Source organism: Hyphomonas sp. UBA4505 (assembly GCF_002388685.1).
Classification (GTDB): Bacteria; Pseudomonadota; Alphaproteobacteria; order Caulobacterales; family Hyphomonadaceae; genus Hyphomonas.
In genome coordinates, this window is record NZ_DGMZ01000008.1 from 13,444 (window position 1) to 40,169 (window position 26,726).

Consider the following 26,726-nt stretch of genomic DNA (forward strand, 5'->3'; position numbering starts at 1 on the left):
GCTCAAGCCGTCAATCCGGCATCCTCGTCCAGCCCCAACGCAATATTGAGGTTCTGAACCGCCGCGCCAGAAGCGCCCTTACCGAGATTGTCAAAACGCGCCACAAGTCGCGCCTCGTCATCCGTGCCGAAGACAAACAGATCGATCCGATTGGTTCCGTTGCAGGCCTCTGGCTCAACACCCTTCAAGGCATCGCAGTCTGCGAGGGAGGCCACACTTACAAATCGCTCGCCTTGATAGGCTGAGGTCAGTGCCGCGTGAATTTGCGCACGGCGTGGCTTACCCGGAATGGCCCAGAGCGGCAGGCCGATTTCAACGATCATACCCTGCGCATAACGCCCCACTGACGGCATGAAGACGGGAGCGTGCTCGAGCCGGGAATATTTCTTCATCTCAGGGGGATGCTTGTGCTTCTGTCCCATCGCATAGATGCGGTGATTGTCTTCAGAGTACGTTTCGGACGCCTCATCCTCGAACTCGGCGATCATGGCCTTGCCGCCGCCAGTATAGCCCGACACAGCAGAGACCACGATGGGCCAAGAGGTTGGCACCAGCCATTTTGAGACCAGCGGACGCAACAGCGCAATCACACCTGTGGGATAGCAGCCTGGATTGGAGATCCGCCGGGACGCCTGGATCGCGGCGCGCTGCCCCTTGTCCATTTCCGGAAATCCGTAAGTCCATCCACTCGCAACCCGGTGCGCTGTAGATGCGTCGATGATCACCGTGTTCGGACTGTTCACGAGGGACACCCCAAGACGCGCTGCATCATCGGGCAAACAGAGGATGACCGCGTCGGATGCATCCATCAGGCGCGCACGCTCGATATTGTCCTTGCGCTTGTCCGGATCAATGGAAATCAGCTCAAGGTCCGTGCGAGCCCACAGTCGCTCGGCAATCTGAAGGCCGGTCGTGCCGGCTTCGCCATCAATGAATACTTTGGGCAGCATAATCTGTGTGTTCCCGATTCCGGACAAAACAAAACGGGCGCTCCGTTTCCGAAGCGCCCGCCTGAATAATGATATTCGGTGTGCGGCCTAGCGCTTCGAGAACTGGAAGCTGCGGCGTGCTTTCGCACGACCATACTTCTTGCGTTCGACAACGCGTGGGTCGCGGGTCATGAAGCCGAATGGCTTCAGCACGGCGCGCAGGCCTGGCTCGTAGTTGACGAGGGCACGCGACAGGCCGTGACGCACAGCGCCTGCCTGACCGGAAAGGCCGGAGCCCTTCACAGTTGCAATGATGTCAAACTCGCCTTCGCGGCCAGCTTCGACCAGTGGCTGAGCAATTACCATGCGCAGCACAGGGCGCGCGAAGTACTGTTCCTGATCGCGACCATTGATCGTGATCTTGCCAGTGCCGGGCTTGATCCAGACGCGGGCGACGGCCTCTTTGCGGCGACCGGTGCCGTAAGCACGGCCCTGAGCGTCGATCTTCGGCTCGATTGGAGCAGCCGGAGCTTCAGCTTCGGTTGCGCCGGACATGGCGCCAAGATCCTGGAGGGAGTTTGCAGTGTCAGTCATGTTGATCAGGCCGCCTTGATGTTCTTGCGGTTCATGGCTTTGAAGTCGACAGTGTCGGGCTTCTGGGCCTCGTGTGGGTGCTCCGCGCCGCCATACACGTGCAGTTTCGAGAACTGCTTACGGGCCAGCGGGCTTTCTTTTGGCATCATCCGCTTCACGGCGAGTTCAAGCGCGCGCTCAGGGAAACGACCATTGAGGATTTTTTCCGGCGTCGTGGACTTGATGCCGCCCGGATAACCGGTGTGGCGATAGTACACTTTGTCCGTCATCTTGCGACCGGTGAATTTCACCTTGTCAGCATTGATAATGACGACGTGATCGCCCGTATCGATGTGAGGTGTAAAGTCAGCACGGTGCTTGCCGCGCAGGCGCTTGGCGACATATGAAGCAAGGCGTCCGACGACGACATCGGTCGCGTCGATCACGACCCAGTTGTGCTCTACGTTGGCTGGTGCGTTATAGGTTTTCATCGCTCTACTAAGAGCCTCTCGCTTTCGGAGTTCATGGAATGCAATTCAAGCGCTGGCGTTTAAGCGCCACTTCCCCGGTTGTCAACGCAGGGCTTGGCCTCGCCCTGCTTTTTACAGCAGTTGGATGCTCGAAGAAAGCCGAAGCCCCCGAAGTACCGGCTTCTGCCTCTGAAATCGCTGCTGGTGTGGAGCTTCCCGCTGTATGGTCCACGCGCCCACTGGAAGGCAAAGTGAACGCTGTGGCGCTCTCCGGAGGCCTCGGAGGCCTGCTGGCAGTCGCCTATGAGCGCGGCGGCCTGCAATTGTTCAATATGAATGGCGAAATTCTGGGGGAACCTGCCAACTTCAGGCTCACTGACCTCGCCAGCGGCCAGAGCGCCACGCTTGGCGGCAGTACGGTGACCATATTCCCGGGAATCACCCGCGAGGGCCAGTTGAAAGCATATCTTTACGGCGAAGGCCTCCTCGCCCCGGCTCAGGTCGACCTGCCCGTTCCAAATACGAGCTCCATTGCCGGCGTTTGCTCCGGTCCGATGCGGGCAGCCGGTATCATGCGAGTGGCTTACTGGACCTCGACCAATGATCGCGTACTTCAGACCGGCATCGTGCGGGAAGAGAATGGCGAGTTTTCCTGGGATGCCAGCGAATCGACCTTCACAGATTTTGGGATCAGGTCCTGCGCCTATACGAGCGACACACTGGTTGCCTCCCCGCGTGCCAAAAGCGCAGCGTCGCTCACACGTGGCGATTTTGATGCCCTGCTCTCCATCGAAGACGGCAGTGGGCTTCAGGTCTCAACAGATTTGGGCATGACCAACACCGAAATCACCGTTCGGGATGGCATTACCGTTATTGCGCCAGATGCACCGGATGCGATGGCCGCCATGGGCACGATGATGAGTGGTGGATATCCAGGCGGTGTGATTGTCATCGCGGGCGAAACCGCCCCGGACCAGCATCAGGCCGTATTCGTCGATCCAAGCCCCCTTACGCTGGACGATTCTCGCTAGACGTCCCACGCGATTGCCAGACAAGACGCACTGCCATCAGCGTAACGATTACGCCAAGACCCTGATGAACCAGAGCCAGGTTCATCGGGGCGGCGTGCACAAGCGTGAGAATTCCCCACACTGCCTGTAGGGTCACGAGCACAGCCAGCCAACGAAATTCCTGTCGCAGTGGCGTGCTCCGGAACGCCCAGGCGGATGCCAATGATCCGGCCCAGATGGCATAGGCCAGAATGCGGTGATTGAATTGCGTTGCAGCGCGGCCTTCAAACAGGCTGCGCGCACCGAGGCCTTCTTCCACATAGTGTGACGGAACGAGCTCTCCCGCCATCAACGGCCAATCATTGTAGGACCGGCCCGCATCAAGGCCGGCAACCAAGGCGCCGGCAGCCATCTGGATGAAAATCGCGACCAGAAGTATTACGGCGATGCTTCGGGTGAGCCCAGCTACCGCCGGTCGGCGCTCTTTGCCAAGATCGTGCCAGAGCCAAGTGACGTAGGCGATAATCAACAGCGCAAGTGTGAAATGGGTCATCAACCGATAAGGCGCGACGTCCACGCGCGTGGTCTCGCCAATGCCGCTGGCCACCATCCACCAGCCTATGGCGCCCTGCAGACCACCGAGTCCGATCAATGCGATCAGATGCCAAGTGAGATGTTTGGTCAGCCAACCGCGAACGGCAAAGACCGCAAAACCCGCAACAGCCACCAAGCCGATCATGCGCCCAAAAAAGCGATGCCCCCACTCCCACCAGAATATTTTCTGGAACTCCGCCATGGACATGCCCTGATTGACGAACTGGTATTCAGCGGTTTGCTGGTATTTCGCGAACTCGGTTTGCCACGCACCTTCTGAGAGCGGCGGCAGCGCACCACTGACCGGATTCCATTCAGTGATGGAAAGGCCGGAATCCGTCAGGCGTGTGGCACCACCAATCAGGATCATGGCATAGACCATCAGACCGACAAGGATCAGCCAGCGGCGGATCCAGGTAGCGGAGGGGCTGACTTTTGACGTTTCGCTCATGCGAGATACATGATCCAAGCAGACGCCCGCGCAAGAGGCGGCAAAGTCGCATGTGCAGTTGAGAGACATACCCATGAGCTATCCGACCAGGAAAATTGTCGCGAGCCTGATCCTGCTGGCCTTCATGGTCTGCTGGATTATCATGGTCGGCTCAGTCGGTCCGATTGTCTCAGGTTGGCCGAAATGGGCTGAAATGCTGTTCTACGTATTCGCAGGAATCGGTTGGATCATCCCGTTCAAGCCGATCTTCGCGTGGATGAATCGCGATGCGCCAAAGCAGGAAGACTAGTCTTCAGGTTTGTTCTTGGTGGCTTCCTTCAACCGCGCCAGCATAACAGCGGGATCGTCAGGTGTATCTGCCTCGTCGGGCTCCGGATAATCGTCCTCCTCGACCGATTCATCCTCCGTCACGCCTAATGGCAATTCACCTGCCTCTCCCGACATCGTTTCGAAAGAGCCTTCGTCGCGATCGGATTCCAGACGGCCCAGCACGGTTTCCCCCCCGATCAATGTCTGGCCAGGCCAAATCAACTGGCCGGCTTTGGCCGGAACATACACATCGCACCAGCCGCCCAGCCGTCGTTTTCCGAACACGCGTCCAAGTCGCATGATATCGCCCGATTCAGCTTCCAATTCCTGACGTGGGCCAAGACCGCCTGTCGCGATGCGCACACCTACCTGCTGTGCACGGCTTTCAAACAACAGGTATGAAATCGCCAATCCGTCTGCATCTGGGCGCATGGCAAATGGGACAGTTTGTTCGCCGTCTTCCGTAATGAGGCTTTCCAGACTGCCAGCAATCGGCGCGTAGAGTCGGTTCGTTGTGGCCGGCGACGAAGATATCCGGATGCGTGTAGTTTCCGCGCCGGCCATGCGCAATTCGCCCGGCGGATCGGCTGGGGTCACTGATACCACCACCCCATCGCACGGCGCCACAATGCCGCTGGCAAGATCTGGCGCGGTTCGCTTGGCCCAGCGCGCCGCCATCAAGGCAGCGATCATCCCGGCAAACCCAACCCAGAAGAGTGGATCCCAGACCCAACTTAGCAACAGGCCGACCAGAAGGGAGGCCAACGCAGCCGCAACGCCCTCCCAATCGAGCCCGCCGGTCATCCAGGGCGTCGTCTTCCGTTCGAGGTCTTCGGTCATGCCCGCCAGCCTTTTCTATTCCGCAGCGAGCGCGATCTCCGCGCTCTTGGCCTGTCTTTCCCACATATCAGCATATTTGCCGCCTTTTGCCAGCAGGTCTGCATGTGTGCCGCGCTCAATCACTCGCCCGGCATCGAGAACGATGATCTCGTCAGCAGATTTCACAGTAGACAGGCGGTGGGCGACCATCAATGTCGTACGCCCCTCGGCGGCATCCTCAAGCGCGTCTTGCACGGCCTCTTCCGTCGCACTGTCCAGCGCTGACGTGGCCTCGTCCAGCACGAGGATGGACGGATCGGCCAGAATCACGCGGGCAATTCCCACGCGCTGCTTCTCACCCCCAGACAGTTTCAAGCCTCGCTCGCCAACGCGTGTTTTCCAACCATCGGGCAGCGATTCGATGAAATCGAGTAATTGCGCCCGGCGCGCAGCATCCCGCAGCTCCTCGTCGCTGGCATCGGGACGAGCGTAAGCGATGTTGGACCGGATCGTGTCATTGAACAGAACAACGTCCTGAGGCACGAGCCCAAGCGCCTTGCGCAGGGATTCCTGTGTCAGCGATCTCACATCATGCCCATCGACCAACACGCTGCCCTGATCGACATCGTAGAAGCGGAACAGGAGCTTAAGCAGCGTCGACTTTCCCGCCCCAGATGTGCCGACAAACGCAACCTTGCGGCCGGGCAGCAAGTCAAAACTGACATCCTGCACGCCAACTGCACGGCCTTCATGATTGAAACCCACATTGCGGAATTCGACATGCCCAGTCGGCTTCGACAATGGCATCGCATCTGGCGCATCCGCCACTTCGGTTTTCATGGCGAGCAGCCCGTAGAGCTTTTCGAGGTCCACCGCGCCTTGCTTGATCTCGCGCCAGGCCCAACCGAGAATATTCAGCGGCGCATAGAGTGACAGCAGCATCAGCATGACGGCTGTCAGGTCGCCGACCAACATGGTTCCCTGAATGACATTCCAGGCCGACAGGACGAGCACCGCCAACAAGCCTGCATTCATTACCACCGCTTGCGTTGCGTTCAGGACGTACATGGACCGGACAGCATCGACATACCGATGATTGTAATTGCGCATCGCGTCGTTGAACCGGCCGGTTTCGCGGCGTTCTGCAGCGAAAGCCTTCACGGTTTCGAAATTTGTCAGAATGTCGACAGAGGTCGCTCGGAAATGCGTGTCGGCTTCATTCATTCGGCGGCGCTGGCGCACGCGCCATTCGGTGATGATTACCGTGGCGATGACATAGATGATGATCGTGAAGACCGCGATCAGGGACAGGCGGTAATCATAAGCGACGCCGAGCGCGATGGAGGCAAGCACCAGCCGCACGAAGGTCGGCCCTATATTGAAGGCGAGGAAGCGAATCAAATAGTCGATGGCACTGGCACCGCGCTCGATGACCCGATTGAGTGCGCCGGTCCGCCGAGTCTGGTGGAAGTTCAGAGAAAGAGACTGCGCATGCCCGAAAGCGTCCACGCTGGCGACGCGTTGTGCGTCCTGACTGACGGGAGAAAACAGCCAGTCGCGCACCTGCGGCATGGCCGCAGCAAGAAAGCGGACACCAATCCCGACCGCGAGCCAATATGCGGCCGCGCCGAAGGCCGCCGCTTCGCCACCTTCCGGAACAGCGCGGTTGATCGCGTGTCCCAGCAGCAAGGGCGAAATCACTTCCAACACCGAAGCAGCGAGTGTGATCAAGATTGCGATCACCATGATTGGCCGCCATTTCGACAGTTCCGGCCGCGCGAGCAGCTTCAGGATTCGCAGAATGGAGGCGCCGATCCCGCCATCAGCGCTTTCGATCTTGTCATGGTCAGCGGCGGCAGCGTGAGGATTCGTCATCGCCCGCATATGGGAACAAAATGACAGATCAGCAAACCCTGCATGTTGCGCCGAACAGCGAAACGTCCTGAAATTGTCACTGGTCGAGGAATACGAGGCCCCATATAGGGCAACGGCACGCCTCGCTGAGGCAGGTATGAAAGGTGAACCCCGCATGACGAATATCAAATCCATCTGCGTTTATTGCGGCGCGTCCGACGATGTTCAGCCGGGCTATATCAAGCTGGCCGAAGAATTGGGCCGCGAATTGGCCAAACGCGATATCCGCCTCGTCTATGGCGGAGGCGGCGTTGGCCTGATGGGGGCCTGCGCGCGATCAGCCCATGAGTCCGCAGGCGATGTGCTGGGCATCATGCCACGCTTCCTGCTCAACAAGGAACGCATCTACGAGGATGTTGAGCATCGCATCGTCAACGATATGCACACCCGTAAACAGATGATGTTTGATGAGTCTGATGCCTTCATCGTTTTGCCAGGTGGTATCGGAACGCTGGAAGAGGCTGTCGAAATCTTGTCCTGGGCACGCCTCGGCCTGCATGCCAAGCCAATGGCCTTCCTCGACGAAGACGGATTCTGGTCGCCCTTCTTCGAACTGATGGAACACATCATCGACGGCAAGTTCACACCGGAAGGCTTCCGTGCATCACTGGTTCACAGCGATACGCCACAACAAGCCATCGACGCGCTGATGGACAAGGTTATCGTCCTGGACAATTAGGCCGGGGACAGGCGCGTTCAGCCCTGAAAGCCTGGAACATCCTCAATCGGTTTCTTGTTGAGATCCATGCCCAACGCCAGAACGATGGTCGAGGCGATGAAGATGGACGAGTACGTCCCGATAAATACGCCCCAGATCAACGCGAAGCTCATGCCGCGCAGGACTGGACCGCCCAGAAAGAAGATCGCCATCAAAGCCAACAGGGTCGTGCCAGAGGTGAGCAAGGTCCGGGATAGCGTGCCATTCAGCGCAAGGTCGATAACCTCCTTGTCGGCCATCTTCTTATACTTGCGCTTCTCTTCACGCACCCGGTCAAACACAACGACCGTGTCGTTCATCGAGTAACCAATGATTGTCAGCAGGGCCGCAATAGTGGTCAGGTTGAATTCCATCTGAAGGAACGCAAACACGCCGAGCGTGATGATCACGTCATGTGCGAGCGCCGCCACGGCGCCGACCGAGAACTGCCACTCGAACCGGAACCAGATATAGACCAGCATCAGCGCAAGGGCTGCAATCAGCGCCGTGATCCCGTCCCTAAACAATTCCTGCGAAACCTTGGGGCCCACCGAGTCGTTGCGGAGTATCTGCTCGTCAGTTATGCCCAGCGCCTCTTTCAGCGTTTCTGTCACCAGTTCGTTGGTCGCGCCCGTTGCGCGTTCGGCCTGGTCGGTGGCAGACAGCGCCTGAAATTCTTCCCCGAGAATGGACGCATCTGCTTCGCCGTATTTCACGACCACGATACTGCGAGCATCGGTGCCGACCGCGCTGTTCACATCGGCGTTGAGTGGCATCGCCTGACGCACACCTTCCACAGTTATTGTGTCCGTCTGCTCCAGCTCCATCACTGTTCCACCGGCAAAGTCGACACCGAAGTTGAGACCCCGCATCGCGAGGAAGAAGATGGAAGATGCAATCAGCACCGCTGAGACAACTGCGCCAATCAGGCGAAGGTTCATGAAGCTCAGATTGGTCTTTTGGGGCCAGTATTTGAGTAGCATATCGTATCTCCTCCGGGCCTAGACCGCGAGCTTCTTGGGACGGAAGGTTTTCAACCACATGACCGTGAACCAGCGGGTCACGACAAAGGCGGTGAACACCGATGTGACAATACCGATGGCCAACGTCACGGCGAAGCCTTTCACCGGTCCTGAACCGAGCAGGTAGAGAATGATGGCGGCGATCAGGGTTGTAACGTTCGCATCGAGAATGGTCGAAAAGGCACGTTCATACCCGGCCTGAACGGCCGTGAGGGGAGAGCGCCCATTGCGTTGTTCTTCGCGGATACGTTCAAACACGAGCACGTTGGCGTCGACCGCCATACCGATGGTCAGGATGATGCCTGCGATACCCGGCAGGGTCAGCGTAGCGCCGAGCCCAGAGAGCGCCCCAAGAATCAGAACGATGTTCGCCGCAAGCGAGCCAACGGCAAAACCTCCCATCAGGCCATAAGCAATGATCATGAAGATCGCCACAAGCGCGAGGCCGATCATGGATGCACGTGTACCGGCGCGAATGGAGTCATGCCCCAGCGTGGCGCTGACCGTGCGCTGATCCAGGAATTGGACCTTGGCTGGCATTTCACCAGCCTCGATGATCGCGGCAAGGTCCTGAGCCTCTTCCTGGGTGAAATCACCCGTGATGCGAACATTGCCGCCGGGGATCGGTTCATTGATGCGCGGCGCTGACATGATCACATCATCCAGAACAATCGCAAAAAGCTTGCCGGAATTGTTGCGGGTCGTGTCGTAGAATTTCCGGGCGCCATTGCTGTTGAGGCGGAACGTAATCTGTGGCCGGTTACCTTCGTCAAAACCTTGCGCTGCGTTGGCAATATCTGCGCCGGTCACTTCCGGAATGTTCCGCACAAGCAGCGCCCCGGTCGTCGGCCCTTCCAGCAAGCGATAGCCCGCGCGCGCCACGCCTGCCTGCGCCGAGGTGATCGCGGATGGGCTGTCATCAACAAGATTGAACGTCATCTTGCCGTCACGGCTGAGCAAATCCTTCAAGCGTTGCGGGTCGGGCTCGCCTGGCGCCTCAAGAATGATCCGGTCATTGCCCTGCGGCGTGATCGAGATTTCGGAAACACCGTCGGGATCGACGCGGCGACGAACGATGGTCATCGTCTTGCCCAGCGCGTCTTTCATCAACGCTTCTTCTGATGCGGCGGGAACCGTGACGAGAATCCGGTCTGTGCCGAGCTGTTCGATTTCGTACGTCTTCGCGCCGCCAATCGCGCCTTCCACATTGCCGTTCAGCTTGCGCATACGACGGAGCGCCTCGTCCATCGGGAAGTTGCCTTCGGCGTCAGGACGCGTCAGCGTAATCTCCAGCTGGCGCCCCTTCACGTCTGGCAGATGGCCAATACGCTCGGACGGCGTCACATTGGTAAACGCGCTGCGCACATCACCGGCAAACACTTCCAGACGGTTGGCAATCACCTCGTCTGGATTGATTTCCATCATCAGGTAAACGCCGCCCTGAAGGTCTAGGCCGAGATTAACGCCCTTTTTGGGCATGAAACCCGGCGCATCATCCATGTTCACGACATTCGGCAGCGCCATGACGACACCCCATGCCAGTGTCAGAAGAACAAGCGCGACCTTCCAAGGTGGAAACTGAAGCATGCGGAATTCCTTGTCATGCGAAGGGCCGCAAGCGGGCCCTGCAGGCCCTTAATCGTTGGCGGCGACAGGCTGGTTCTTGCCACGAACGTCGATCACCATCTGCTTGATGATCTGGACGCGAACGCCTTCGGCCAGTTCGACCGTGACTTCCTCGTCGCCCGCCTTGGTCACCTTGCCGACGATGCCGCCGGACGTGACGATCGTATCGCCCTTCTTGATGTTCTCGATCAGGGCCTTGTGCTTCTTCGCGCGCTGTTGCTGCGGGCGGATCAGCAGGAAGTAGAAGATCAGGATCAGCGGCAGGAACAGTAGCACCTGGCTCATGATGCTCGGACCCGACGCGCTTGGCGCGGCCTGCGCCAAGGCCGGCAGTGTTACAATGGCGGCGCCTGCGGTCAGCGTGGCAAGTCTGGTCAGCATTTGGTTCTCTCCCATAGACCCCTGAAAATGTGTTGCTCCTATAGCTGTGGGCAGTTGCATTGGCAAACAAGCCCTGCAGATGAAACCACTGCAACTATAGCGCCTGGGAACTTCCCGGCACCATAGGCGCCAACTCATGCGACAGGCCGAACCATTCAGTTGTGCCGTCGCGCGCCATCCGCGCAATCTGCTGGCGCCCTTCGTGTTGCATCGGTGTGATCACCAATCCGCCGGGCTTGAGCTGGTCGAACAGAGCCTGGGGGATCGCATCCACTAGCCCCGTGATGAGGACGCGGTCATATGGCCCGCGTTCAGCCCAGCCGAGCAGGCCATCGCCGTAGCGCACCGCAAGATTGTCGAGGCCAAGGCTCACAATCCGTTGGCGCGCATGATCGGTCAGCTTGTTGTACCGCTCGACGCCAAACACATCCGCGGCAAGCTGACCGGCCAATGCGGCGATATATCCAGACCCCATGCCAATCACCAGAAGACGCGCCTTGCGCTCGCGGCCGAGGCCCAGCGCCTGAAGCAATTGCCCGGTCGCCGCCGGGCGCGGGATTGTCTGGCCGCACGGGATGGGCACCACGCAGTCAGCAAAGGCAAGGTCTTTCAGGGCGGGATCATCGACAAAGGCTCCCCGGTCGACCGTTTCCATCGCTCTCAGCACGCCATCATCCGTGACCCCCTCCTGACGCAAGCGCAGGACAAGTCGGGCGGCACGGAATGGATCGGTGATCAGGTCTTCCATAGCTCCCGCAGCGTCCGGAGGAATACTTCATGCGTCAAGTCCACATGAAGCGGGGAGATGGAGACATAGCCGTCATAGATCGCCCGCAAATCGGTGCCAGCATCCGGTTTGGAGAGTTTGCCCTTGTACCCGATCCAGTAATAATCATTGCCGCGCAGGTCTTCGCGGCGGTCGGTATGGATGATCGATTCGTCGCGAAAGCCCTGACGGGTGATCTGGATGCCCTTCACCTCATCGGGCTCAACATCCGGGAAGTTCACATTCATCACCGCATCGCCAGGCCAACCATGCTCGATCAGCGGCTTGATCGCCTTGCTGCCCCAAGCCCGGGCGGTGTCCCAAGGCAGGGAGCCGCGCTCGCGGAAGCTCTGCGACTGGCTGAGGGCGATGGACGGAATGCCGAGCTGCATACCGAACAGCGCCGCCGCGATCGTGCCGGAGAAGCTGGTATCCTCGGCAATGTTCTGGCCGCGATTGACGCCGGACAGCACAAGGTCCGGCTTTTCCGGCATCAGATTGTGCGTCGCCAGCAGGACGCAGTCGGACGGCGTGCCCGCCACGGCCCAGGCCTTGTCGCCCACTTCGCGCGTACGGACCGGATGGGTCAGCGAAATGGCGCGGCCCTTGCCGGACTGTTCCTCTTCCGGCGCGGCGATCCAGACATCGTCAGAAATTTCCCGCGCAATGTCTTCCAGCACAGCAAGGCCCGGCGCGTTGATGCCGTCATCATTGGTCAGCAGGATTCTCATGCCGAAATCACCTCAAGGCCGCCCATGTAGTTGCGCAGGGCTTCCGGGACGGTGATGGAGCCGTCTTCATTCTGATAGTTTTCGAGGATTGCCACGAGCGTGCGGCCGACCGCGAGGCCGGAGCCGTTCAGCGTGTGGACGAATTCGGGCTTGGCGCCAGTTTCCGGTCGATAGCGTGCGCTCATGCGGCGGGCCTGATAGTCGCCGCAATAGGAGCATGAGCTGATTTCGCGATACGTGTCCTGGCTCGGCAACCAGACTTCGAGGTCATAGGTCTTGCGTGCCCCTGCCCCCATATCGCCTGCGCAGAGCAGCATGCGGCGGAATGGCAGGTCGAGCTTTTTCAGGATGGCCTCGGCGCATTCGGTCATGCGCTCGAGTTCGGCCAGCCCCTCTTCCTCATTCGCGACGACCGAGACCATCTCGACCTTGTTGAACTGGTGCAACCGGATCATGCCCTTCGTGTCGCGTCCCGCGCTACCCGCTTCAGAGCGGAAGCAAGGCGTATGAGCGGTGAACCGTTTCGGCAGTTCGCCGGGCTCGATGATGCTGTCGCGGACAATGTTTGTCAGCGGAACTTCAGCGGTGGGGATGAGGTAAAATTTCGACTCGAGTTTCTCTACTTCAGCCAAAATTTCGGCGTGTTTCGCACCATACCGATCAATCAGGTATGCCATGGTTTTTGAATCGATACCCGTGACTTTGAACAAGTCTTCGTCGAACTTTGGCAACTGCCCTGTGCCAACGAGCGCCTGATCTTTGACTAGCAGCGGCGGCGAGCATTCCGTGTACCCATGCTCTTCGGTTTGCACGTCCAGCATGAAAGCGGCAAGCGCACGCTCGAAGCGCGCGAGCTTGCCTTTCAGCAAAACAAAACGTGCGCCGCTCATCTTGGCCGCAGTTTCGAAATCCATCATGCCGAGGGCTTCGCCGAGATCGGCATGGTCCTTCACCTCGAAATCATAGGTTTTCGGCTCGCCCCAGCGGGCCTGCTCGACATTGCCGTCCTCGTCCTGGCCTTCGGGCACTTCGGCCAGCGGAATGTTCGGCAGGCCATAGAGCAGATCGTCGAGCAGCTTGCGGGCGGCTTCTTCCTGTTCGCCCGCCGCTTCAATCGTGTCCTTGGCGTCGGCCACGACCTTGCGCAGGCGCTCGAACTCCGCCTCATCGCCCGAGGCTTTGGCCCGGCCAATCAGCTTGGAGGTCTCGTTGCGCAGCTTTTCCGCTTCCTGCTTGTCCGTGACAGCCGTGCGCAGGGCCGCGTCATGCGCGTGAATATCGTCCACCACATTGCCAAGCTCTGGCTTCTTCCGGTTCCAGGCGGCGCGGAAAGCCTCGGGGTTTTCGCGGATGGCGCGGATGTCGAACATGTGCGTGGTCCTGTCTGATCAGTCGGTCATTGCTCTAATCCGCGCCGGGCCTGCCTGCAACCGGGGGATATGCTTAGGCATTTTGGGAAATTGGGACGTGGAGCCGCACCCAGCACTCATCGTGGGCCTGCTCGGGGAAATCGCCGCACAATTTCTTATTCCCTCGCAGCATCCTCTTCGGCCTGCTTCTTCTCGATCAGTTTCACGCACCAGATGGAGATTTCGTAGAGCATCAGGACTGGAACGGTCAGCAGTATCTGCGAGATTACATCGGGCGGGGTGAAGAAGGCCGCGAAGCAGAGAATGCCGACAATGGCATATTTCCGACCCTTGGCGAGCGCGTCAGAGGAAACGATCCCGATCCGCCCCAGCAGGCTGAGGATCACCGGCAGCTGGAACGACAGGCCAAAGGCCAGCATCAACGCCATTACCAGCGAGAGATATTCCGATACGCGGGGCAATAATTTGATGGTTGCGACCGTGCTGTCGATATTCTCCTGCGACACCGAGAACCGCGCCAGCATGGGCAGCATCAGGAAATAGACAAACGCCGCGCCGAGCGTGAACAGCAAGGGTGCAAAGACCAGATACGGCCAGAAGGCCCCGCGCTCATTCTTGTAAAGGCCCGGTGCCACGAACTGGTAGACCTGCCAGGCGATAAACGGGAAGGACAGGAAAATGCCGGCGAATACGGCGAGTTTCAGCTTGGCAAAGAAGAACTCCATCGGGCCAGTAAAGATCAACTCCAGCGGCGCCCCGCGAATGCCTTCGGCCACGCGCGCAAATGGCGCCAGCAGGAAGTCATAGATCGGCTCGGCGAAGAAGAAGCAGACAATCGAGGCGACCGACAGCGCCAGCAAAGCCTTGATCAGGCGCGCGCGCAGCTCGACCAGATGCTCCAGCAGCGGAGCCCGGCTCGCCTCGACTTCATCATCGGTGAAGTCTGGCTGTTCGTCCTTCGGCGGCACGTGGGTCACGCAGCATCATCCCCGGTTTTCGGCGAGGCCGGTGGTGTTGCTGGCTGGGAATTCGGCTCAGACGCTGTTTCCACTGCCGGCGCGGCGGGTTTGGGCGGCGGGCTCTTTTCCATGACCGCAGAATTCACGTCCGCCTCAAAGGCGGCCAAATCGTCCTGCGCCTTCTGCATCGTGTTGTCTTTCTTCAGATCTTCGATCTCTTTGCGGAGCTCGTCGAGTTCGCTCTGGCGGGCAATATCTTCGAAGGCAGCCTGGAATTCACGTGCCATGGCGCGGCCCTTGCCGACGAACTGGCCAACCCGGCGCATCATCATGGGCAGATCCTTGGGGCCGACAATGATCAGCGCCGCAAGGCCCAACAACAGGAGTTCGGAAAACCCGATTCCGGGCAGCATGCTAAGCGCCCTCCACTCGGCAGCTTATGACGAGGCCTTCGTCTCGTCTTTCTTCGGGGTGACGTTGACCATGTCGTCATTGTCGACGGATTTGGTCTCTTCCTCATCCTTCAGGCCCTTGCGAAAGGCCCCGATACCCTTGGCCATGTCGCCCATGATGGAGGAGATGCGACCACGTCCACCGAACAGAAGGAGGGCAACGACCACGACGATCAGCAATTGAATCCAGCTTGGCGACATGCCTCTCTCCTTCAAGAATTCCCTGAATATATACAGCAGCTCACGCTGGAACAATGGAACGAAGCTGCTAAAGAACAGCCATGCGTATCGCCACATGGAATGTCAACTCGATCAAGGCACGGCTTCCCACAGTGTTGGAAGTCCTCGACGCCATCAATTGCGACGTCGTCTGCCTCCAGGAAATCAAGTGCGAGACCGACGCGTTTCCCTATCTGGAACTGGAGGAACGCGGCTGGAATTGCGCTGTTCTCGGCCAGAAAAGCTATAATGGCGTCGCCCTGCTCTCCAAGCACGAGATTGAAGACGTGACCAAAGGGTTGCCAACGATCGAAGACGAACAGGCGCGCTATATCGAGGCGCTGATCCTCAGCGACACCCCAATCCGTGTGGGCGGTTTATACCTGCCGAATGGAAACCCTGCCCCCGGCCCGAAGTATGACTACAAGATGGAATGGATGGACGCGCTGGAACGGCATGCGCGTGAGCTGCTCAAGCTGGACGAAGCCTTCGTCCTCTGCGGCGACTATAATTGCATCCCCACACCTGCCGATTGCTGGGACGAAACCGTCTGGCAGGACGACGCACTCGCCCTGCCCCAGACGCGCGCAGAATTCCGGAAACTGAAATATCTGGGTCTGGCGGATTCTTTTGAACTGACCGATAATCGTGCACACCAGTACACGTTCTGGGATTATCAGGGCGGCGCTTTCAAAAAGGATCACGGCATCCGGATCGACCATCTGCTCTGCTCGCCCCAGGCTTGCGACAGACTCCAATCGGTAGAGATCTATCGCAAGGCCCGCGAGCTCGAGAAACCTTCAGACCATGTGCCGGTCATCGGCGTCTTCGAAGACTAGCGCTTATTTCGCACGGTCAATGTCGTCGGCCCAGGCTGCCAGCCAGAACGTTGCCGCCTGCCAGTTGATCGCCACTTCGTTCAGCTCATACGCGTCTACGTGGTCGGCGTAGCAGGTCTGGGCCTGGCATTCGTCAATAATGGCCCTGGAAACCGGACCAGCAGGATTGGTGTTGTTCGGTCCACCCGACACAGCGCCCGGAGGCGGAAGCGGGAATCCCCGATACTGTGCGCCGGCCCAATGACGGTGATGCGGAGCCTTGAAGGCATTCTCACCATGGCCGGAAATGTACGAGATATCGCGGGGGTTTCGGCCAAGGATGTAATCCAACAGGTCCAACGCGCCATCGCGATACTGAACGTTGCCGGTCATGTCGTAGGCAGTGCCAAGAATAAGACCGCGATTGGCCAGAGTTCCAACCGATCCCCACGGCCAGACACCGCGATTGAGGGGGATCTGGTATCCTTCAAACCGAATTTGAGTGAGGTACGCATCTGCCGTCTGCAGCAAACCTTCAGCCGCCTCATTCCGCAGGGATTCGTCCGGAGCAACACGCGCCAACGACAGAATACCGAGGCCCATCGTGTCGCCCCAGTTGGGCTCCTGAAGGCCGCTGACTGGCCATGCGTCCAGCTCGCCCTGATAGGTCTTCAGGTCATCGGCATAGGCGGTTTCGCCTGTAGTGACGTACATTTCAGCGGCGGCCCAATAGAACTCACCTCGAATATCAGTCGAGCCGTAGGGCCCTGTGCCGGGGAAATTTCCATAGGCATATGCATCTGGAATCCGCTGCGCCGCGGCATAGGCGCGCTTGGCTGCCGCGAGGCATTTGTCGGCATACGCATCATCGACGCCGCGGAACACACGGGCACACTGCGCGCCAACGGCCGCCACATGCAGGGTCGCCGCCGTGGAGGGTGCGAACAGGGCACGGGGGCCAGTGTTTTTGTGAGGCATCATCGGCAGCGATGGCCACTCGGTATTACCTGATTTGTGATGCACCATACCGGATACATCCGTCATCTTCGGTGCCTTGGTCTGCCACTTGCCTTTCATGTTGCCCTGGACAATGGCGGCTTCTGAGCCGTCAGGCGCCTGCATGGCGAGCATGTAGTCGAGATTGTAGCGCGCCTCATCCAACAGGTCATTCAGGCCGTTACCGGATTCCGGAATGTTCGTCGCGCCATCCTCAAATCCGGATGTGCCGCGCTCATAGGCATTCAGCAACGTCCAGACGCTGATGCCGCTATTCACCACATATTTGCTCTGGTCACCGGCATCATACCACCCGCCGGAGACATCCAGCGTATAGTCACAGCGGGGCCAGCTGATCTTGTACATGTCCTTGCCATGGAAACAGGTCAGCACTTCTTTTTCGTGTCCGGCCGGACGCGCCCACTGCTCGCCGCCAGCATGCTCGGATTCAATCGGAACGCCGGCACGGTTGTGGTAGAAGTATCTCAACGTATCGTATTTGAGGTCGCGGAAGATATCTTCCGAAACGTCAAATGGATGGCTCTTTCCAACACCCTCCACAACCAGCACGAGGTTGGTCGCTGGCGTGCGTAGTCCGCTGGTCACAACCAGTTGGACGTTGGCGCCGGAGCCGCTGTCAAATCCGTAGGGAATTGTGCGCCCCTGCTCGACCACAACCCCATTCGGCGCAACGATCTGCCATTCAAGGGTTTCGGTGAGATCGGTTTCGGCGACGCCGACAAAATTATATCCGGGGCGAATGCCGGTCTGGGTCGCACGAACCGGCCCGCGCGGCGCGTTGAACGCTGCCAGATATTCCTGCTGTTTCGGCGTCACCACGCTGGCGCCGCTGGCCATGCCAGCTTCCTCAGGCACGGGAACCGACGAACACCCGGCCAACAGTGCGGCCGATGCCATCGCGGCCAGACTTGCTTTGCGGAGGTTGAACATAAGTTTCTTCCCTTTACTGCGCCTTCTTTGGGCTTCAGCTTGCAATAATAGGGCCAAACAACCTCGATCGCGAGACCTAAATAGGGGCGGTGAAGTCAGTTCACCGAGCCATAATCCGCGCCCGCCTCGCTGAAATAGGCACGCCAGAACGCCTTAACGTCGGCCATGGGCAGGTCATAGATCTGACGTGGCACGATACGGGCAACGACATCGACGTTTTCCAGAGCCGGACTCATCTTGGCCAGATCTGAGTCCAGATAGGCCTCATAATCGGCACCAAGGCGGTAAAAGCTGAACCCTTCCGAATGCTGCATCAGGTCGGAGACCAGCACGATCCGGCGATTGGTTTCACCAGCCTGGAAATCGGCGCGGTCGGCGATCGAGTACACAGCTTCAACGAGCGGGGAACTCGGCTGGCGCGTGTCGGTCAGTGCTGCTTCAACATTCTCCAAAAGCGGCGCATAGAACTGGGTCTGCCAAGTTTGCTCGATCATTTTCGGGTTCTGGAAGATCGGGTTGGCCTCTGCAGCGCTCCCCGACGAACACGCATAGTAAACAAGCTTTGGATCATAAGGGCTTGCCGCGTTCGGCGTCATGACCGTCAAACGTCCGTATTTGGGCAGGGCGCGGGCTTCAGCGTCCACGAACTCATAGACCCAATCCAGATCATTCGGATTGAACGGGTCCGACTGGTCGATCAGGATGATCGTATGGGCCGGGTCCTTGCGGTCCATACGGCAGCTGGAATCAGCCATCAGGGATGGCGGCTGATTGAACGCCACAACGGCGAACAAGGCAAATACGACACCCAGCATCAGCGCAATCATTCCACGCCAGAACCATGGGCCTTTGTCACTTCTGCGACGTGGCATCCCTTATGTCTCCTTCTAGGCCCGGCGAGCCTGGTCCACGGGAACATGCGTAGATCCCTTGGCCTCGCGGACTTTGCCGATTTCGTCAGCAACTTTCTTCTCGATTGAGGACAGGCCTTTCTGGACCTGCTGGATGTGCTGTTCAAGCCATTCGCGGGTCTGGTTCAGCGCTTTGATATTGTTGTCAATCGCTGCAATCGCCTTGTTCGCCTGATCCCGCTCCTTGGAATAGTCGAACGGCGGCAATTGTGGTGTGACGATTTCACTAAAATATTCCGGGCACGGGGCCTGATCACCCAGACGGTCACGATTGGCGTTGCGCGCACGGCGATGGGCCTGACGATAGGCGACTTTCAGGCTGCGCTCCTGATCGGCGGCGCGGGCTGCAATCGCAGACGCATAATCGCGGCGGGTTTCGAGCAGGTTCATGGCCTTTTCGATCTCACGCTTGGCTGAGACGTGGCGGGATTGCTGAGTTTCAAACCACAGACGGCAGCTAGAGAAGTAATCGGACAGATCATCCCGCACGCCATTACGAACTTCTTGGCGACGCTCATAGGCGCGGCGCTCCTTGCGCCAGACACGGCCATAGCCAGGGTAGCGATCGGAAATTCGGTCATAGCCTTCATACACAGCCAGCCCGAACACAGCGAGCCCCATGAAGAGCAGGCCAAGGGCGAGGAAGCTTTCCAGGCCAAAGATGTTCGGGAACATCGACATGACGACGTCGCCGGGCGCAATCGAGAACATTGAGAAGGTTCCGAGCGTCCCCGCCTCTGTCGCCGCAAGCAGTCCCGTTTCGACTGCGTCGCGAAAATGCGCGACAAAGAAATTGAGGAAGATGCCGGCCAGGACGAAGACCATCGCTATGGTACCGCCCATGATCTTCGCCGGAAGCGCCGGATGGTTCAGATAACGCAGGCCAAAGAAGCCTGCGATCACGCCAAACACGACATTTACCGAAGACACGCCGAAGGCAATCATCAGGCCGCCCATCAGGCCATTGGACTGCGCGTCCTTGAACAGAAGTGCGTTGAAACCGCCCTCAAGGATCATGATGAAGATCAGGATCGCAACAGCTTGTTCGATGTTCTTCTTGATGTCCGGCGTGCGATCCCCGATCCGGTCTCCATGACGCAGTTTGAATTGCTGAAGCTCGATGATTGCTGCCGAATGCGTCTCCTTCGCATCATGCACATCGTCCAGCTCGTAGTGACGGTATTCGTTCTCTTCGGACTTGATCGCCTCGCGCAGCTGGTCCGGATAAATATCTATCGGCGTATAGTCGCTGATGTAATTGCGCACCGACGCCGCCGTCGTGGTCAGCCATGTCCCGAGACCGCGGCGCACGTCTTCTGCGCGTTCAGCGATCTGCTGCTCGCATTCACTCCACTGATCAGGGGTCGACGCATCAGACGCCGGGAGGCCGTCGCGGCCGTCCTTCTTCGCTGTCACCTTCGTGAATTGGCGATTCAGCCCCAAATACCCTTGGGCGCGCTTGCCCTTCAGCCCATGATCGGAAAGGTCGTTGCGGATTTCCAGCGGCTTGACTTTGCTCTGGCAACCAACATCTGCGCCCCAGCGCACAGCATTTTTCGACATGCTACATCCTCTTAACAGCTCAAGGCTTTTCATTAACTTTCGCGAAGATGGGCTGCCTTGGTTACTGAAGCGTGAAAGCTGAAGCAGGAAGTGCGGATCGTAATGTTTTTACGTGCGTTGGTGCTTGCGGCTCAGCTCACGAAAATGTAACAGAATAACCATGCGCGTCCGGCCGTCTCATACACACCGTTTGGCATTCCTCGCAGCCCTGTTCGTTTTCGTTCAGGCGCTGGCGCTGGGGCATGCCGCGGCGCATGCCGACCAGCCGCACGATCACTACGGGGTTACTTGCGACCTGACTGCTGTGGCGAGCATTCAAATCGTACTGCCGGATGTGCCGGCCAGTCCGTATATTTACGCAATCGAAACCAAGGTCACCGAGCCGCAATTTTCGCAGCCAACATGGACCCGGCCGCCCGGCCGCGCCCCACCGCCGCGAAGTCCGCCTTCCCTTCAGCAATAGCGACCAATTCTGCCGCCTGCGGGTGGCATTCCCTATTGTCTGAAGGACTCCCGGAACATGAAATCCCATATCTCCCGCCGCGTCGTTGCGGCATCGCTAATGCTGGGCGTCAGCCCCCTTGCCTTCGCTCAGGACGCCCCCGAGACACTTGATACGGTCATTGTGACCGGCGTCGGCCCTCAACGGGACACCGACGAAATGGTCGGTAACGTCACCGCGATCAATCGCGGAGAAATCATCGAGAAGCTCTCCGGCACACTCGGCGACACACTGGCTGGAGAAGCCGGTGTGTCCACGACCTTTTTCGGGCAAGGCGCGAGCCGCCCGGTCTTGCGGGGTCTTGGCGCTGAGCGCGTCCTGGTTCTGACGAATGGAATCGGCGCGCTCGATGCCTCTGCCGCCTCGCCGGACCATCAGGTCGCAACTGATGGTATCGACGCCGAGAAGATTGAAATCCTGCGCGGTCCGGCGGCTTTGGCCTATGGCGGCCAGGCAATTGGCGGCGTCGTCAATGTCATTGACGGCCTGATCGTCGAAAGCCTGCCGGATGAACCGGTGTCATTTGAGGGCTTCGCCGCGAACAATAGTGTGAATGAAGGTACAGAGGCGGGCGGAAAGGCACGCTTTGCGACGGGCCCGCTTGTGCTGACACTATCAGCCTCTGCACGTGACTTCGGTGACTACGATATTCCGGGCTTTGCCGAATCTTCTGCTGCACGCGCGGCTGAAGAAGCCGAGCATGAAGAAGAGAGCGAAGAGGAACACGAAGAGCACGAGGAGCATGAAGAAGTCCGCGACACGATGGAAAACTCCTTCCTTCAGTCTGAAACCTACTCAGCCGGCATCTCGTGGGTTGGCGAAGACGCATTCCTCGGCTTCGCCCTGCGTCAGCAAATGTCGAGCTATGGCGTTTCAGGCCACGAACATGATGAGCATGAGGAAGAAGAGCACGACGATGAGGACCATGAGGAAGAGGAAAGCCACGAGGCAGAATCCCCGTTTATCGATCTGGAACAGACCCGTTATGATATTCGGGGTGGCGCGAAGCTGGATGCGGGCCCTCTGACCCGTATCTCGGGGAATTTGTCCTATGCTGACTATGAGCATGTCGAATTCGAAGGCCCAGGCGAACCCGGAACGAAGTTCACGACGGAGGGGACGGAAGGACGCTTGGAGCTCGGTCATCAATTTGGTGAGATCGAGGGTGCAGCCGGTGTCCAATTCCTCGATAAGGACTTCAGCGCAGATGGGGACGAAGCCTTCCTGACTCCCACTTCAACGAAGACGTTCGGTGCCTTCGTGTTCGAGACCTTGCAATTGGACGATTATTCGGTTCTGGAAGGGGGGCTTCGCTTCGACAGTACCGAGCTCGACAATGATGTTCAGGGCGAACGGAGCTTCGATCTGTTCAGCGCATCCGCTGGTGGCCACAGACATGTGGCATCAGGCTGGTGGATCGGCGGTCAGGTCAGCTATACTGAGCGCGCACCAAATGAAAGCGAACTGTTCGCTGATGGTCCACACCTTGCGACGAGCCAGTATCAAATCGGTGACTCCTCACTCGACAAGGAGAAAGGCACGAATATCGAAGCCTCGCTCCGCTGGGAAAATGATCTCTTCAGCATCAGCGGCAACGTTTTTCATGCGGACTTCGACGGCTTCATCTATCTGACGCCGGGCGTCGCGATAGAAGATGGACTGGAAGTTGATGAGCTGGATGAACTTCCGGTCTTCCTGTTCCAGCAACAGGGCGCGAAGTTCACAGGTGCAGAGATTGAGGCTGAAGCTCGGTTCCCGGAGGGTCTGCTCGGTGCCAGCTGGGTGACCTCGGCCAGCCTGGATATTGTTGAAGGCGAACTGAATGATGGCAACAACGTGCCTTATCTGCCGCCGCTCACATTCCATGCGGCCCTGGACGCTGATTGGGGTCTCTGGTCTGCTGGCTGGACCCTGACGGCGGCAGCCGACCAGGATGATCCAGGTGCAGGTATTCTGCCTACCGATGGCTACGTAACGACGGGCCTGCGCGCGGCAATTGATCTGGCTGAAGCTGGCTTTGGCAAGGATGGCACACAGCTGTTCGTGGAAGGCCGCAACCTGACAGACGAGGAAGTGCGGTATTCGACGTCAGTTCTGAAGGATGCGGTTCCGGCACCGGGCCGCAACATTCGCATGGGGATCAGGGTCTCATTCTAAAACCGGATCAGGCCTGATTTGCCCAAGCGCAAGTCAGGCCGTTTCCTGCCCAAGAAACGCGGAAAGAATCGCCTGATCCACCACCGTGCGCACATGCAGTGGCTCGAATGGCTTCGGGATCAGATAAGAGGGCTCGTTGTCCTGCCCCTGTAGCAACATTTCCGGATAGGCGGTGATGTAGATGACCGGCACTTCGGAATTCATGTTCGCGAAGATTTCCTTCACAGCGTCAATTCCAACGGATCCGTCGGCGAGGCGCAAATCTGACAGGATCAGTCCAAACGTCTGTTCTGCTGCCAGTTCGACCGCCTCGGTCTGCGTCGTTGCAATTCCGACGACTTCATGGCCAGCCTCTTTGACGATCTGCGACAATTGATAGGAAATCATCGACTCGTCTTCGATGATCAGGACAGTTGTACTGACCTCATTGGCGATATTTGTTTCCGCTTCCCTGAGCATGTCTTCGATATCAGTGATCGTCACGGCCAGAATTCGGGCGGCTTCCTGAACGGAAAAGCCCTCCACAACCGTCAACAACAGCGCGCGCCGCTGAAGTGTGGTCATGGCATTCATGATCTTGGCAATACCAGTCTCGTCGGACAGTTCAGAAACGCTCTTGCTGATCGATTTGTCGAGCTCGGCAAACAGGTCTGCCTTCTGGAACTTGAGGTCGGGAGCGACCGAGATCCGGAAGATCAACGACTCGATCATATCCTCAACAGCTTCGTCGCCGTTCTGCTGTTCTCCCATCAGTCCGCGCGCATAGCGCCGCAGATAAGGCAGTTCAGATGATATCAAGTCTGAGAGCATCGCGCTTTCGTCCCCCTTGTTCGATGGCGTCCTAAACTGGACACAACGGATGGCCAACCCGCCTTAACCATCGTGTTCGGCACAAATGCATAACCGAGCCTTAAGAACAATATATGTCGCTGATTCCCGGCGGTGCCACTCTCGCGTGCTTTTTCCGTCATCCACTCGCCATTTCTGCAGTGTTTTCAACACAACCCAGATCACAGCGATTGAGTTGTGGGCGCTCCCACAAGCTTGTTGTTCCGAGGCAGCCGGCCCTCACTCAGCGACGTCCGCGCCTCGCGTTCTGCTGCATTTACTACAGGATGAGCCCCACTCACCAGCATCTGCGTCGCGCAGGGTCAAGTTTTAGCAGTTCCAGCTGTCATTCAAGCGCCTGAGAGAGCCGGTTCACTCCCAAAGCGTAAGCCACCAAGGGTTGCGAGCGGGCTCATCCTGGAAGGGTCAACACCATCCGATAGCCTTTGGGGCCCGGTCCGTTTTCTAACGTCGCGCCGATCTGGCTGGCTGACGCTTTCATGATGCGCTTACCGAGCCCGCTGGCGGATGTCTTGGCGGCGGTCGATTCCGGGTTTGCGTCGCCATTGTCCTCGCAGGTGATTTCGAGCGTGCCGTCCGCCAGGGACTTGCCGGAAATGGCGACATGGCCGGACTGGCTGTCGACAAAGGCGTGCTTGATGGAATTGGCCACGAACTCGCTGACGATAACAGCGATGGAACTGGCCACCGAGGTCGAGATGGCAACCGGCGATGCCTCGCAGGAAATGCTGACATTGTCTGGCGCGGAATCCTGCAGCAGGCTGGCAATTTCCTTGAGGAAGTCATCCATCATGACGGCATCATCCAGCGGCGAGTCATGCAGCATCTGGTGGAGCGCAGCGGTGGCTTCGATGCGGCGGCCGATGGCGTCAAAGGCGTCAGCCATATCCTCGCCCCGTTCCGCGCGGCCCTTGTAGACCCGCACGAGCGAGGCGACGGATTGGAGGGAGTTCTTGACGCGGTGGTCGATCTCGTTGCGCTGGACTTTCTGCTCCCTCAGCGCGAGGCGCAGATCCAGTTCGCGCATCACCTGGCGGGCAAGCGTGTGAAGGGCAGCCTTCTGGAAATCATTCAGCGCATTGGGCTTGTTGTCCAGCACGCAGAGCGTTCCGATTGGCATGCCGTTCTTCGCCTTGAGCAGCGCGCCGGCATAGAAGCGCAAGCCATCTGCGGGCATGCAGAGTTCATTGTCGGCCGTGCGGGGATCCTTGTGGGTGTCGTTGATCTCGACAAAATCGGAGCTGAGCACGACGTGCGAGCAGATCGAGGTGACCAGCGGGGTTTCGCGCGCGCCAATGCCGACTTCGGCCTTGAACCATTGGCGGTCTTCATCGATCAGATTGACCACCGAGATCGGCACATTGCAGATCTTCGAGGCCAGTTCCACGATCTCATCGAAATCCGTCTCGCGCGGCGTATCGAGGATTTCATACTTGCGAAGGGTTTCCAGCCGGAGCGCTTGTTGAGGGTGCGGGGCGGCTTTCATGCAGCAGATATTCCAGTTCGTGTTGCGGGACTGGCACCTACTATAGCCGAAACTTCAAAAAAAACAGCCTTAAGTGCGCCCCGCCGCACCGGGCGGATCGGGGGCCATGCGCCAACAGAGGCGACGCCCGTGAAGGCGCTTGGAGGTCAGGATGGAAATGTCGGGAGGAAAAGGCCGGGTCAGGTGTCCGGCAAAGGCAATATGGCGCCGTACGTGTCCATAACTGGTCCATAAACGGCCCAAGAGTGGACGCATCCATCGCGCCATTGTCCGGGCCCTTTCGCGCGGCACGCGGCGGGGCTGGCATCCAGCAATTTCCCGCTCAGCGCAGCATGCAGGGCGCGCGAAGGCTCCGCCCCCGGCAATGGCGCGCGTTTGCGACCTGACAAATCGTCCGACAGGGCCAGGATGGTCACCCTGCCCCGCGCGTCCACGCCCCACAGCATTTGCGAGCCCGGCCCGCCCGCGCGCCGGAACCATGCCTTCAGGCGCTGGATACGCCAGAAGATCAATGGCCAGACCGGGTAGAGATACCAGGGCAGGTTCTGAATGGGGGAGAACAGCGAGCAGTCCATCACCGCCTATTCTACCTCCGTCCACAGAGGGGGAGGACAAGTTTATTTTCGGGGCAATGCCTGCGGCAGGATGGGCTGATTTGAGGGGGGACAGGATTGCGCTCCGTCAGCTACCAATCTTGTCATCCCGCAAAATCTGCAGGATTCATCCGGGATCCGGATGCGGGCTTGACCGCAACCAGTCATCCTTCGACTTCGCTCAGGATGAGTCCATCAGGCATCGCCCGCCCTATAGCGCTCATGCTGAGCGAAGTCGAAGCATCAGCGCGGGCGGGTCGGCGCGGCTCAGCCGGAGGCGCGAAACCCCGCCGCGTGGACACGCCTTACATTCGCTGCAATGCGCGCCTATCTGACTCCCATGCCGCTGCGCCATTCCGGGTGCACCTGCCCGGCAAGTCCCTCTGCAATGACTGTTTCTGCCCGGATCGCCGGCGCCCGGTTTCCTGCGCCGCACCAAATGGCGCAAGCCAAAGGAGACCCTCATGGCCAAAGGTCAGAAGAAGTCGAACAAGGAAATCCGCAAGCCCAAAGCGGAAAAGCCCAAGACCAATGCGTCGAACCCGACGCTGAAAGCCGACTCCATGCTGGGCGTCGAGAAGAAGAAGCGCTGACGCCTTCGCCGCAGA

Annotated in this window: 28 protein-coding genes; 7 read left to right on the forward strand and 21 right to left on the reverse strand. The window is 58.8% G+C overall.

Annotated features, from left to right (window positions below):
* Positions 1 to 2: 2 nt before the first annotated feature.
* The 3 genes from argC to rplM form a co-directional block, all read right to left on the reverse strand.
* Positions 3 to 950 (reverse strand): N-acetyl-gamma-glutamyl-phosphate reductase, encoded by a 948-nt coding sequence (gene argC / locus B3527_RS04860; RefSeq protein WP_290478714.1) that lies wholly within the window; start codon positions 948 to 950, stop codon positions 3 to 5.
* A gap of 87 nt (positions 951 to 1,037) precedes the next feature.
* Entirely contained in the window at positions 1,038 to 1,484 is a 447-nt protein-coding gene (rpsI, locus tag B3527_RS04865; RefSeq protein WP_233347546.1) for a 30S ribosomal protein S9, read from the reverse strand.
* Positions 1,485 to 1,528: 44 nt separating this feature from the next.
* Positions 1,529 to 1,993, reverse strand: coding sequence for a 50S ribosomal protein L13 (rplM, locus tag B3527_RS04870; protein WP_034811561.1), 465 nt, complete (start codon positions 1,991 to 1,993; stop codon positions 1,529 to 1,531).
* Positions 1,994 to 2,031: 38 nt separating this feature from the next.
* On the opposite strand from rplM, the gene B3527_RS04875 reads away from it, so the two are divergent.
* Positions 2,032 to 3,003, forward strand: a complete 972-nt coding sequence (locus tag B3527_RS04875) for a hypothetical protein (protein ID WP_290478715.1) — start codon at positions 2,032 to 2,034, stop codon at positions 3,001 to 3,003.
* On the opposite strand, the gene B3527_RS04880 is transcribed toward B3527_RS04875, so the two are convergent.
* The gene (locus B3527_RS04880; RefSeq protein ID WP_290478716.1) at positions 2,981 to 4,027 is read right to left on the reverse strand and encodes a COX15/CtaA family protein; all 1,047 of its coding nucleotides are present in this window, start codon (positions 4,025 to 4,027) and stop codon (positions 2,981 to 2,983) included. The genes B3527_RS04875 and B3527_RS04880 overlap by 23 nt on opposite strands.
* Before the next feature lie 73 nt (positions 4,028 to 4,100).
* Between B3527_RS04880 and B3527_RS04885 the strand changes: the two genes are divergently transcribed.
* Positions 4,101 to 4,316 (forward strand): DUF2842 domain-containing protein, encoded by a 216-nt coding sequence (locus tag B3527_RS04885; protein WP_206990786.1) that lies wholly within the window; start codon positions 4,101 to 4,103, stop codon positions 4,314 to 4,316.
* Here the strand turns inward: B3527_RS04885 and B3527_RS04890 are convergent.
* Positions 4,313 to 5,176: a phosphatidylserine decarboxylase gene (locus B3527_RS04890; protein ID WP_290478717.1), complete on the reverse strand. Its 864-nt coding sequence runs from the start codon at positions 5,174 to 5,176 to the stop codon at positions 4,313 to 4,315. The genes B3527_RS04885 and B3527_RS04890 overlap by 4 nt on opposite strands.
* Before the next feature lie 15 nt (positions 5,177 to 5,191).
* Positions 5,192 to 7,030, reverse strand: a complete 1,839-nt coding sequence (locus tag B3527_RS04895) for an ABCB family ABC transporter ATP-binding protein/permease (protein ID WP_290478718.1) — start codon at positions 7,028 to 7,030, stop codon at positions 5,192 to 5,194.
* Positions 7,031 to 7,184: 154 nt separating this feature from the next.
* On the opposite strand from B3527_RS04895, the gene B3527_RS04900 reads away from it, so the two are divergent.
* Positions 7,185 to 7,748 (forward strand): TIGR00730 family Rossman fold protein, encoded by a 564-nt coding sequence (locus B3527_RS04900; protein WP_206990789.1) that lies wholly within the window; start codon positions 7,185 to 7,187, stop codon positions 7,746 to 7,748.
* A gap of 17 nt (positions 7,749 to 7,765) precedes the next feature.
* Here B3527_RS04900 and secF read toward each other — a convergent pair whose 3' ends face one another.
* The 9 genes from secF to tatA all read right to left on the reverse strand — a co-directional run bounded on the left by secF (position 7,766) and on the right by tatA (position 15,274).
* Positions 7,766 to 8,749, reverse strand: a complete 984-nt coding sequence (secF, locus tag B3527_RS04905; protein ID WP_290478719.1) for a protein translocase subunit SecF — start codon at positions 8,747 to 8,749, stop codon at positions 7,766 to 7,768.
* A gap of 18 nt (positions 8,750 to 8,767) precedes the next feature.
* Entirely contained in the window at positions 8,768 to 10,375 is a 1,608-nt protein-coding gene (gene secD, locus B3527_RS04910; RefSeq protein WP_206990791.1) for a protein translocase subunit SecD, read from the reverse strand.
* 48 nt (positions 10,376 to 10,423) lie between these two features.
* Entirely contained in the window at positions 10,424 to 10,795 is a 372-nt protein-coding gene (yajC, locus tag B3527_RS04915; RefSeq protein WP_051607524.1) for a preprotein translocase subunit YajC, read from the reverse strand.
* Positions 10,796 to 10,889: 94 nt separating this feature from the next.
* Positions 10,890 to 11,543: a protein-L-isoaspartate(D-aspartate) O-methyltransferase gene (locus B3527_RS04920; RefSeq protein ID WP_290478720.1), complete on the reverse strand. Its 654-nt coding sequence runs from the start codon at positions 11,541 to 11,543 to the stop codon at positions 10,890 to 10,892.
* Positions 11,531 to 12,292, reverse strand: coding sequence for a 5'/3'-nucleotidase SurE (gene surE / locus B3527_RS04925; RefSeq protein WP_206990793.1), 762 nt, complete (start codon positions 12,290 to 12,292; stop codon positions 11,531 to 11,533). Before surE ends, B3527_RS04920 begins: the two co-directional genes overlap by 13 nt.
* Positions 12,289 to 13,662 (reverse strand): serine--tRNA ligase, encoded by a 1,374-nt coding sequence (serS, locus tag B3527_RS04930; RefSeq protein ID WP_290478721.1) that lies wholly within the window; start codon positions 13,660 to 13,662, stop codon positions 12,289 to 12,291. The genes surE and serS overlap by 4 nt, the downstream gene beginning before the upstream one ends.
* Positions 13,663 to 13,817: 155 nt before the next feature.
* Positions 13,818 to 14,639, reverse strand: a complete 822-nt coding sequence (gene tatC / locus B3527_RS04935; RefSeq protein ID WP_156947804.1) for a twin-arginine translocase subunit TatC — start codon at positions 14,637 to 14,639, stop codon at positions 13,818 to 13,820.
* Positions 14,636 to 15,034, reverse strand: coding sequence for a Sec-independent protein translocase protein TatB (tatB, locus tag B3527_RS16895; RefSeq protein ID WP_290478722.1), 399 nt, complete (start codon positions 15,032 to 15,034; stop codon positions 14,636 to 14,638). Before tatB ends, tatC begins: the two co-directional genes overlap by 4 nt.
* 24 nt (positions 15,035 to 15,058) lie before the next feature.
* On the reverse strand, positions 15,059 to 15,274 hold the full coding sequence (gene tatA / locus B3527_RS04945; protein WP_034811537.1) for a twin-arginine translocase TatA/TatE family subunit: 216 nt from the start codon (positions 15,272 to 15,274) through the stop codon (positions 15,059 to 15,061).
* A gap of 80 nt (positions 15,275 to 15,354) precedes the next feature.
* Here tatA and B3527_RS04950 point away from each other — a divergent pair, with 80 nt between their 5' ends.
* Entirely contained in the window at positions 15,355 to 16,131 is a 777-nt protein-coding gene (locus tag B3527_RS04950; RefSeq protein ID WP_290478723.1) for an exodeoxyribonuclease III, read from the forward strand.
* 3 nt (positions 16,132 to 16,134) lie between these two features.
* Here B3527_RS04950 and B3527_RS04955 read toward each other — a convergent pair whose 3' ends face one another.
* From B3527_RS04955 to B3527_RS04965, 3 genes are all read right to left on the reverse strand, one after another.
* A complete protein-coding gene (locus B3527_RS04955; protein ID WP_290478724.1) occupies positions 16,135 to 18,057 on the reverse strand; it encodes a glycoside hydrolase family 9 protein in 1,923 nt (640 codons plus the stop codon).
* 95 nt (positions 18,058 to 18,152) lie between these two features.
* Positions 18,153 to 18,929 (reverse strand): hypothetical protein, encoded by a 777-nt coding sequence (locus tag B3527_RS04960; protein WP_156947803.1) that lies wholly within the window; start codon positions 18,927 to 18,929, stop codon positions 18,153 to 18,155.
* Between the two features lie 15 nt (positions 18,930 to 18,944).
* Positions 18,945 to 20,531, reverse strand: coding sequence for a hypothetical protein (locus B3527_RS04965; protein WP_206990799.1), 1,587 nt, complete (start codon positions 20,529 to 20,531; stop codon positions 18,945 to 18,947).
* 160 nt (positions 20,532 to 20,691) lie between these two features.
* On the opposite strand from B3527_RS04965, the gene B3527_RS04970 reads away from it, so the two are divergent.
* Together B3527_RS04970 and B3527_RS04975 are read left to right on the forward strand one after the other, a co-directional pair.
* Positions 20,692 to 20,994 (forward strand): hypothetical protein, encoded by a 303-nt coding sequence (locus B3527_RS04970; RefSeq protein ID WP_290478725.1) that lies wholly within the window; start codon positions 20,692 to 20,694, stop codon positions 20,992 to 20,994.
* Positions 20,995 to 21,051: 57 nt separating this feature from the next.
* The gene (locus tag B3527_RS04975) at positions 21,052 to 23,190 is read left to right on the forward strand and encodes a TonB-dependent receptor (protein ID WP_290478726.1); all 2,139 of its coding nucleotides are present in this window, start codon (positions 21,052 to 21,054) and stop codon (positions 23,188 to 23,190) included.
* Between the two features lie 33 nt (positions 23,191 to 23,223).
* On the opposite strand, the gene B3527_RS04980 is transcribed toward B3527_RS04975, so the two are convergent.
* The 3 genes from B3527_RS04980 to B3527_RS04990 form a co-directional block, all read right to left on the reverse strand.
* A complete protein-coding gene (locus B3527_RS04980) occupies positions 23,224 to 24,000 on the reverse strand; it encodes a PhyR family response regulator anti-anti-sigma factor (RefSeq protein WP_206990802.1) in 777 nt (258 codons plus the stop codon).
* A 430-nt stretch (positions 24,001 to 24,430) separates the two neighbouring features.
* Positions 24,431 to 25,525, reverse strand: coding sequence for a histidine kinase dimerization/phosphoacceptor domain -containing protein (locus tag B3527_RS04985; protein WP_290478727.1), 1,095 nt, complete (start codon positions 25,523 to 25,525; stop codon positions 24,431 to 24,433).
* A gap of 179 nt (positions 25,526 to 25,704) precedes the next feature.
* Complete coding sequence (locus tag B3527_RS04990; RefSeq protein ID WP_290478728.1) at positions 25,705 to 26,100, reverse strand: hypothetical protein; 396 nt, start codon at positions 26,098 to 26,100, stop codon at positions 25,705 to 25,707.
* A 482-nt stretch (positions 26,101 to 26,582) separates the two neighbouring features.
* Here B3527_RS04990 and B3527_RS04995 point away from each other — a divergent pair, with 482 nt between their 5' ends.
* Complete coding sequence (locus B3527_RS04995) at positions 26,583 to 26,711, forward strand: hypothetical protein (RefSeq protein WP_255341991.1); 129 nt, start codon at positions 26,583 to 26,585, stop codon at positions 26,709 to 26,711.
* Positions 26,712 to 26,726: the final 15 nt, after the last annotated feature.

Bases quoted from the DNA above. Each gene is read 5' to 3' on its own strand.
- B3527_RS04875 (WP_290478715.1), top strand. From the start codon at position 2,032: ATGCAATTCAAGCGCTGGCGTTTAAGCGCCACTTCCCCGGTTGTCAAC.
- B3527_RS04955 (WP_290478724.1), bottom strand. From the start codon at position 18,057: ATGTTCAACCTCCGCAAAGCAAGTCTGGCCGCGATGGCATCGGCCGCA.
- B3527_RS04965 (WP_206990799.1), bottom strand. From the start codon at position 20,531: ATGTCGAAAAATGCTGTGCGCTGGGGCGCAGATGTTGGTTGCCAGAGC.
- rpsI (WP_233347546.1), bottom strand. From the start codon at position 1,484: ATGTCCGGCGCAACCGAAGCTGAAGCTCCGGCTGCTCCAATCGAGCCG.
- B3527_RS04890 (WP_290478717.1), bottom strand. From the start codon at position 5,176: ATGACCGAAGACCTCGAACGGAAGACGACGCCCTGGATGACCGGCGGG.
- B3527_RS04950 (WP_290478723.1), top strand. From the start codon at position 15,355: ATGCGTATCGCCACATGGAATGTCAACTCGATCAAGGCACGGCTTCCC.
- tatA (WP_034811537.1), bottom strand. From the start codon at position 15,274: ATGTCGCCAAGCTGGATTCAATTGCTGATCGTCGTGGTCGTTGCCCTC.
- B3527_RS04895 (WP_290478718.1), bottom strand. From the start codon at position 7,030: ATGACGAATCCTCACGCTGCCGCCGCTGACCATGACAAGATCGAAAGC.
- argC (WP_290478714.1), bottom strand. From the start codon at position 950: ATGCTGCCCAAAGTATTCATTGATGGCGAAGCCGGCACGACCGGCCTT.
- B3527_RS04995 (WP_255341991.1), top strand. From the start codon at position 26,583: ATGGCCAAAGGTCAGAAGAAGTCGAACAAGGAAATCCGCAAGCCCAAA.
- yajC (WP_051607524.1), bottom strand. From the start codon at position 10,795: ATGCTGACCAGACTTGCCACGCTGACCGCAGGCGCCGCCATTGTAACA.
- B3527_RS04985 (WP_290478727.1), bottom strand. From the start codon at position 25,525: ATGAAAGCCGCCCCGCACCCTCAACAAGCGCTCCGGCTGGAAACCCTT.
- B3527_RS04970 (WP_290478725.1), top strand. From the start codon at position 20,692: ATGCGCGTCCGGCCGTCTCATACACACCGTTTGGCATTCCTCGCAGCC.
- tatB (WP_290478722.1), bottom strand. From the start codon at position 15,034: ATGCTGCCCGGAATCGGGTTTTCCGAACTCCTGTTGTTGGGCCTTGCG.
- B3527_RS04975 (WP_290478726.1), top strand. From the start codon at position 21,052: ATGAAATCCCATATCTCCCGCCGCGTCGTTGCGGCATCGCTAATGCTG.
- B3527_RS04900 (WP_206990789.1), top strand. From the start codon at position 7,185: ATGACGAATATCAAATCCATCTGCGTTTATTGCGGCGCGTCCGACGAT.
- rplM (WP_034811561.1), bottom strand. From the start codon at position 1,993: ATGAAAACCTATAACGCACCAGCCAACGTAGAGCACAACTGGGTCGTG.
- secF (WP_290478719.1), bottom strand. From the start codon at position 8,749: ATGCTACTCAAATACTGGCCCCAAAAGACCAATCTGAGCTTCATGAAC.
- B3527_RS04880 (WP_290478716.1), bottom strand. From the start codon at position 4,027: ATGAGCGAAACGTCAAAAGTCAGCCCCTCCGCTACCTGGATCCGCCGC.
- B3527_RS04960 (WP_156947803.1), bottom strand. From the start codon at position 18,929: ATGCCACGTCGCAGAAGTGACAAAGGCCCATGGTTCTGGCGTGGAATG.
- B3527_RS04990 (WP_290478728.1), bottom strand. From the start codon at position 26,100: ATGGACTGCTCGCTGTTCTCCCCCATTCAGAACCTGCCCTGGTATCTC.
- serS (WP_290478721.1), bottom strand. From the start codon at position 13,662: ATGTTCGACATCCGCGCCATCCGCGAAAACCCCGAGGCTTTCCGCGCC.
- B3527_RS04920 (WP_290478720.1), bottom strand. From the start codon at position 11,543: ATGGAAGACCTGATCACCGATCCATTCCGTGCCGCCCGACTTGTCCTG.
- B3527_RS04885 (WP_206990786.1), top strand. From the start codon at position 4,101: ATGAGCTATCCGACCAGGAAAATTGTCGCGAGCCTGATCCTGCTGGCC.
- secD (WP_206990791.1), bottom strand. From the start codon at position 10,375: ATGCTTCAGTTTCCACCTTGGAAGGTCGCGCTTGTTCTTCTGACACTG.
- surE (WP_206990793.1), bottom strand. From the start codon at position 12,292: ATGAGAATCCTGCTGACCAATGATGACGGCATCAACGCGCCGGGCCTT.
- B3527_RS04980 (WP_206990802.1), bottom strand. From the start codon at position 24,000: ATGCTCTCAGACTTGATATCATCTGAACTGCCTTATCTGCGGCGCTAT.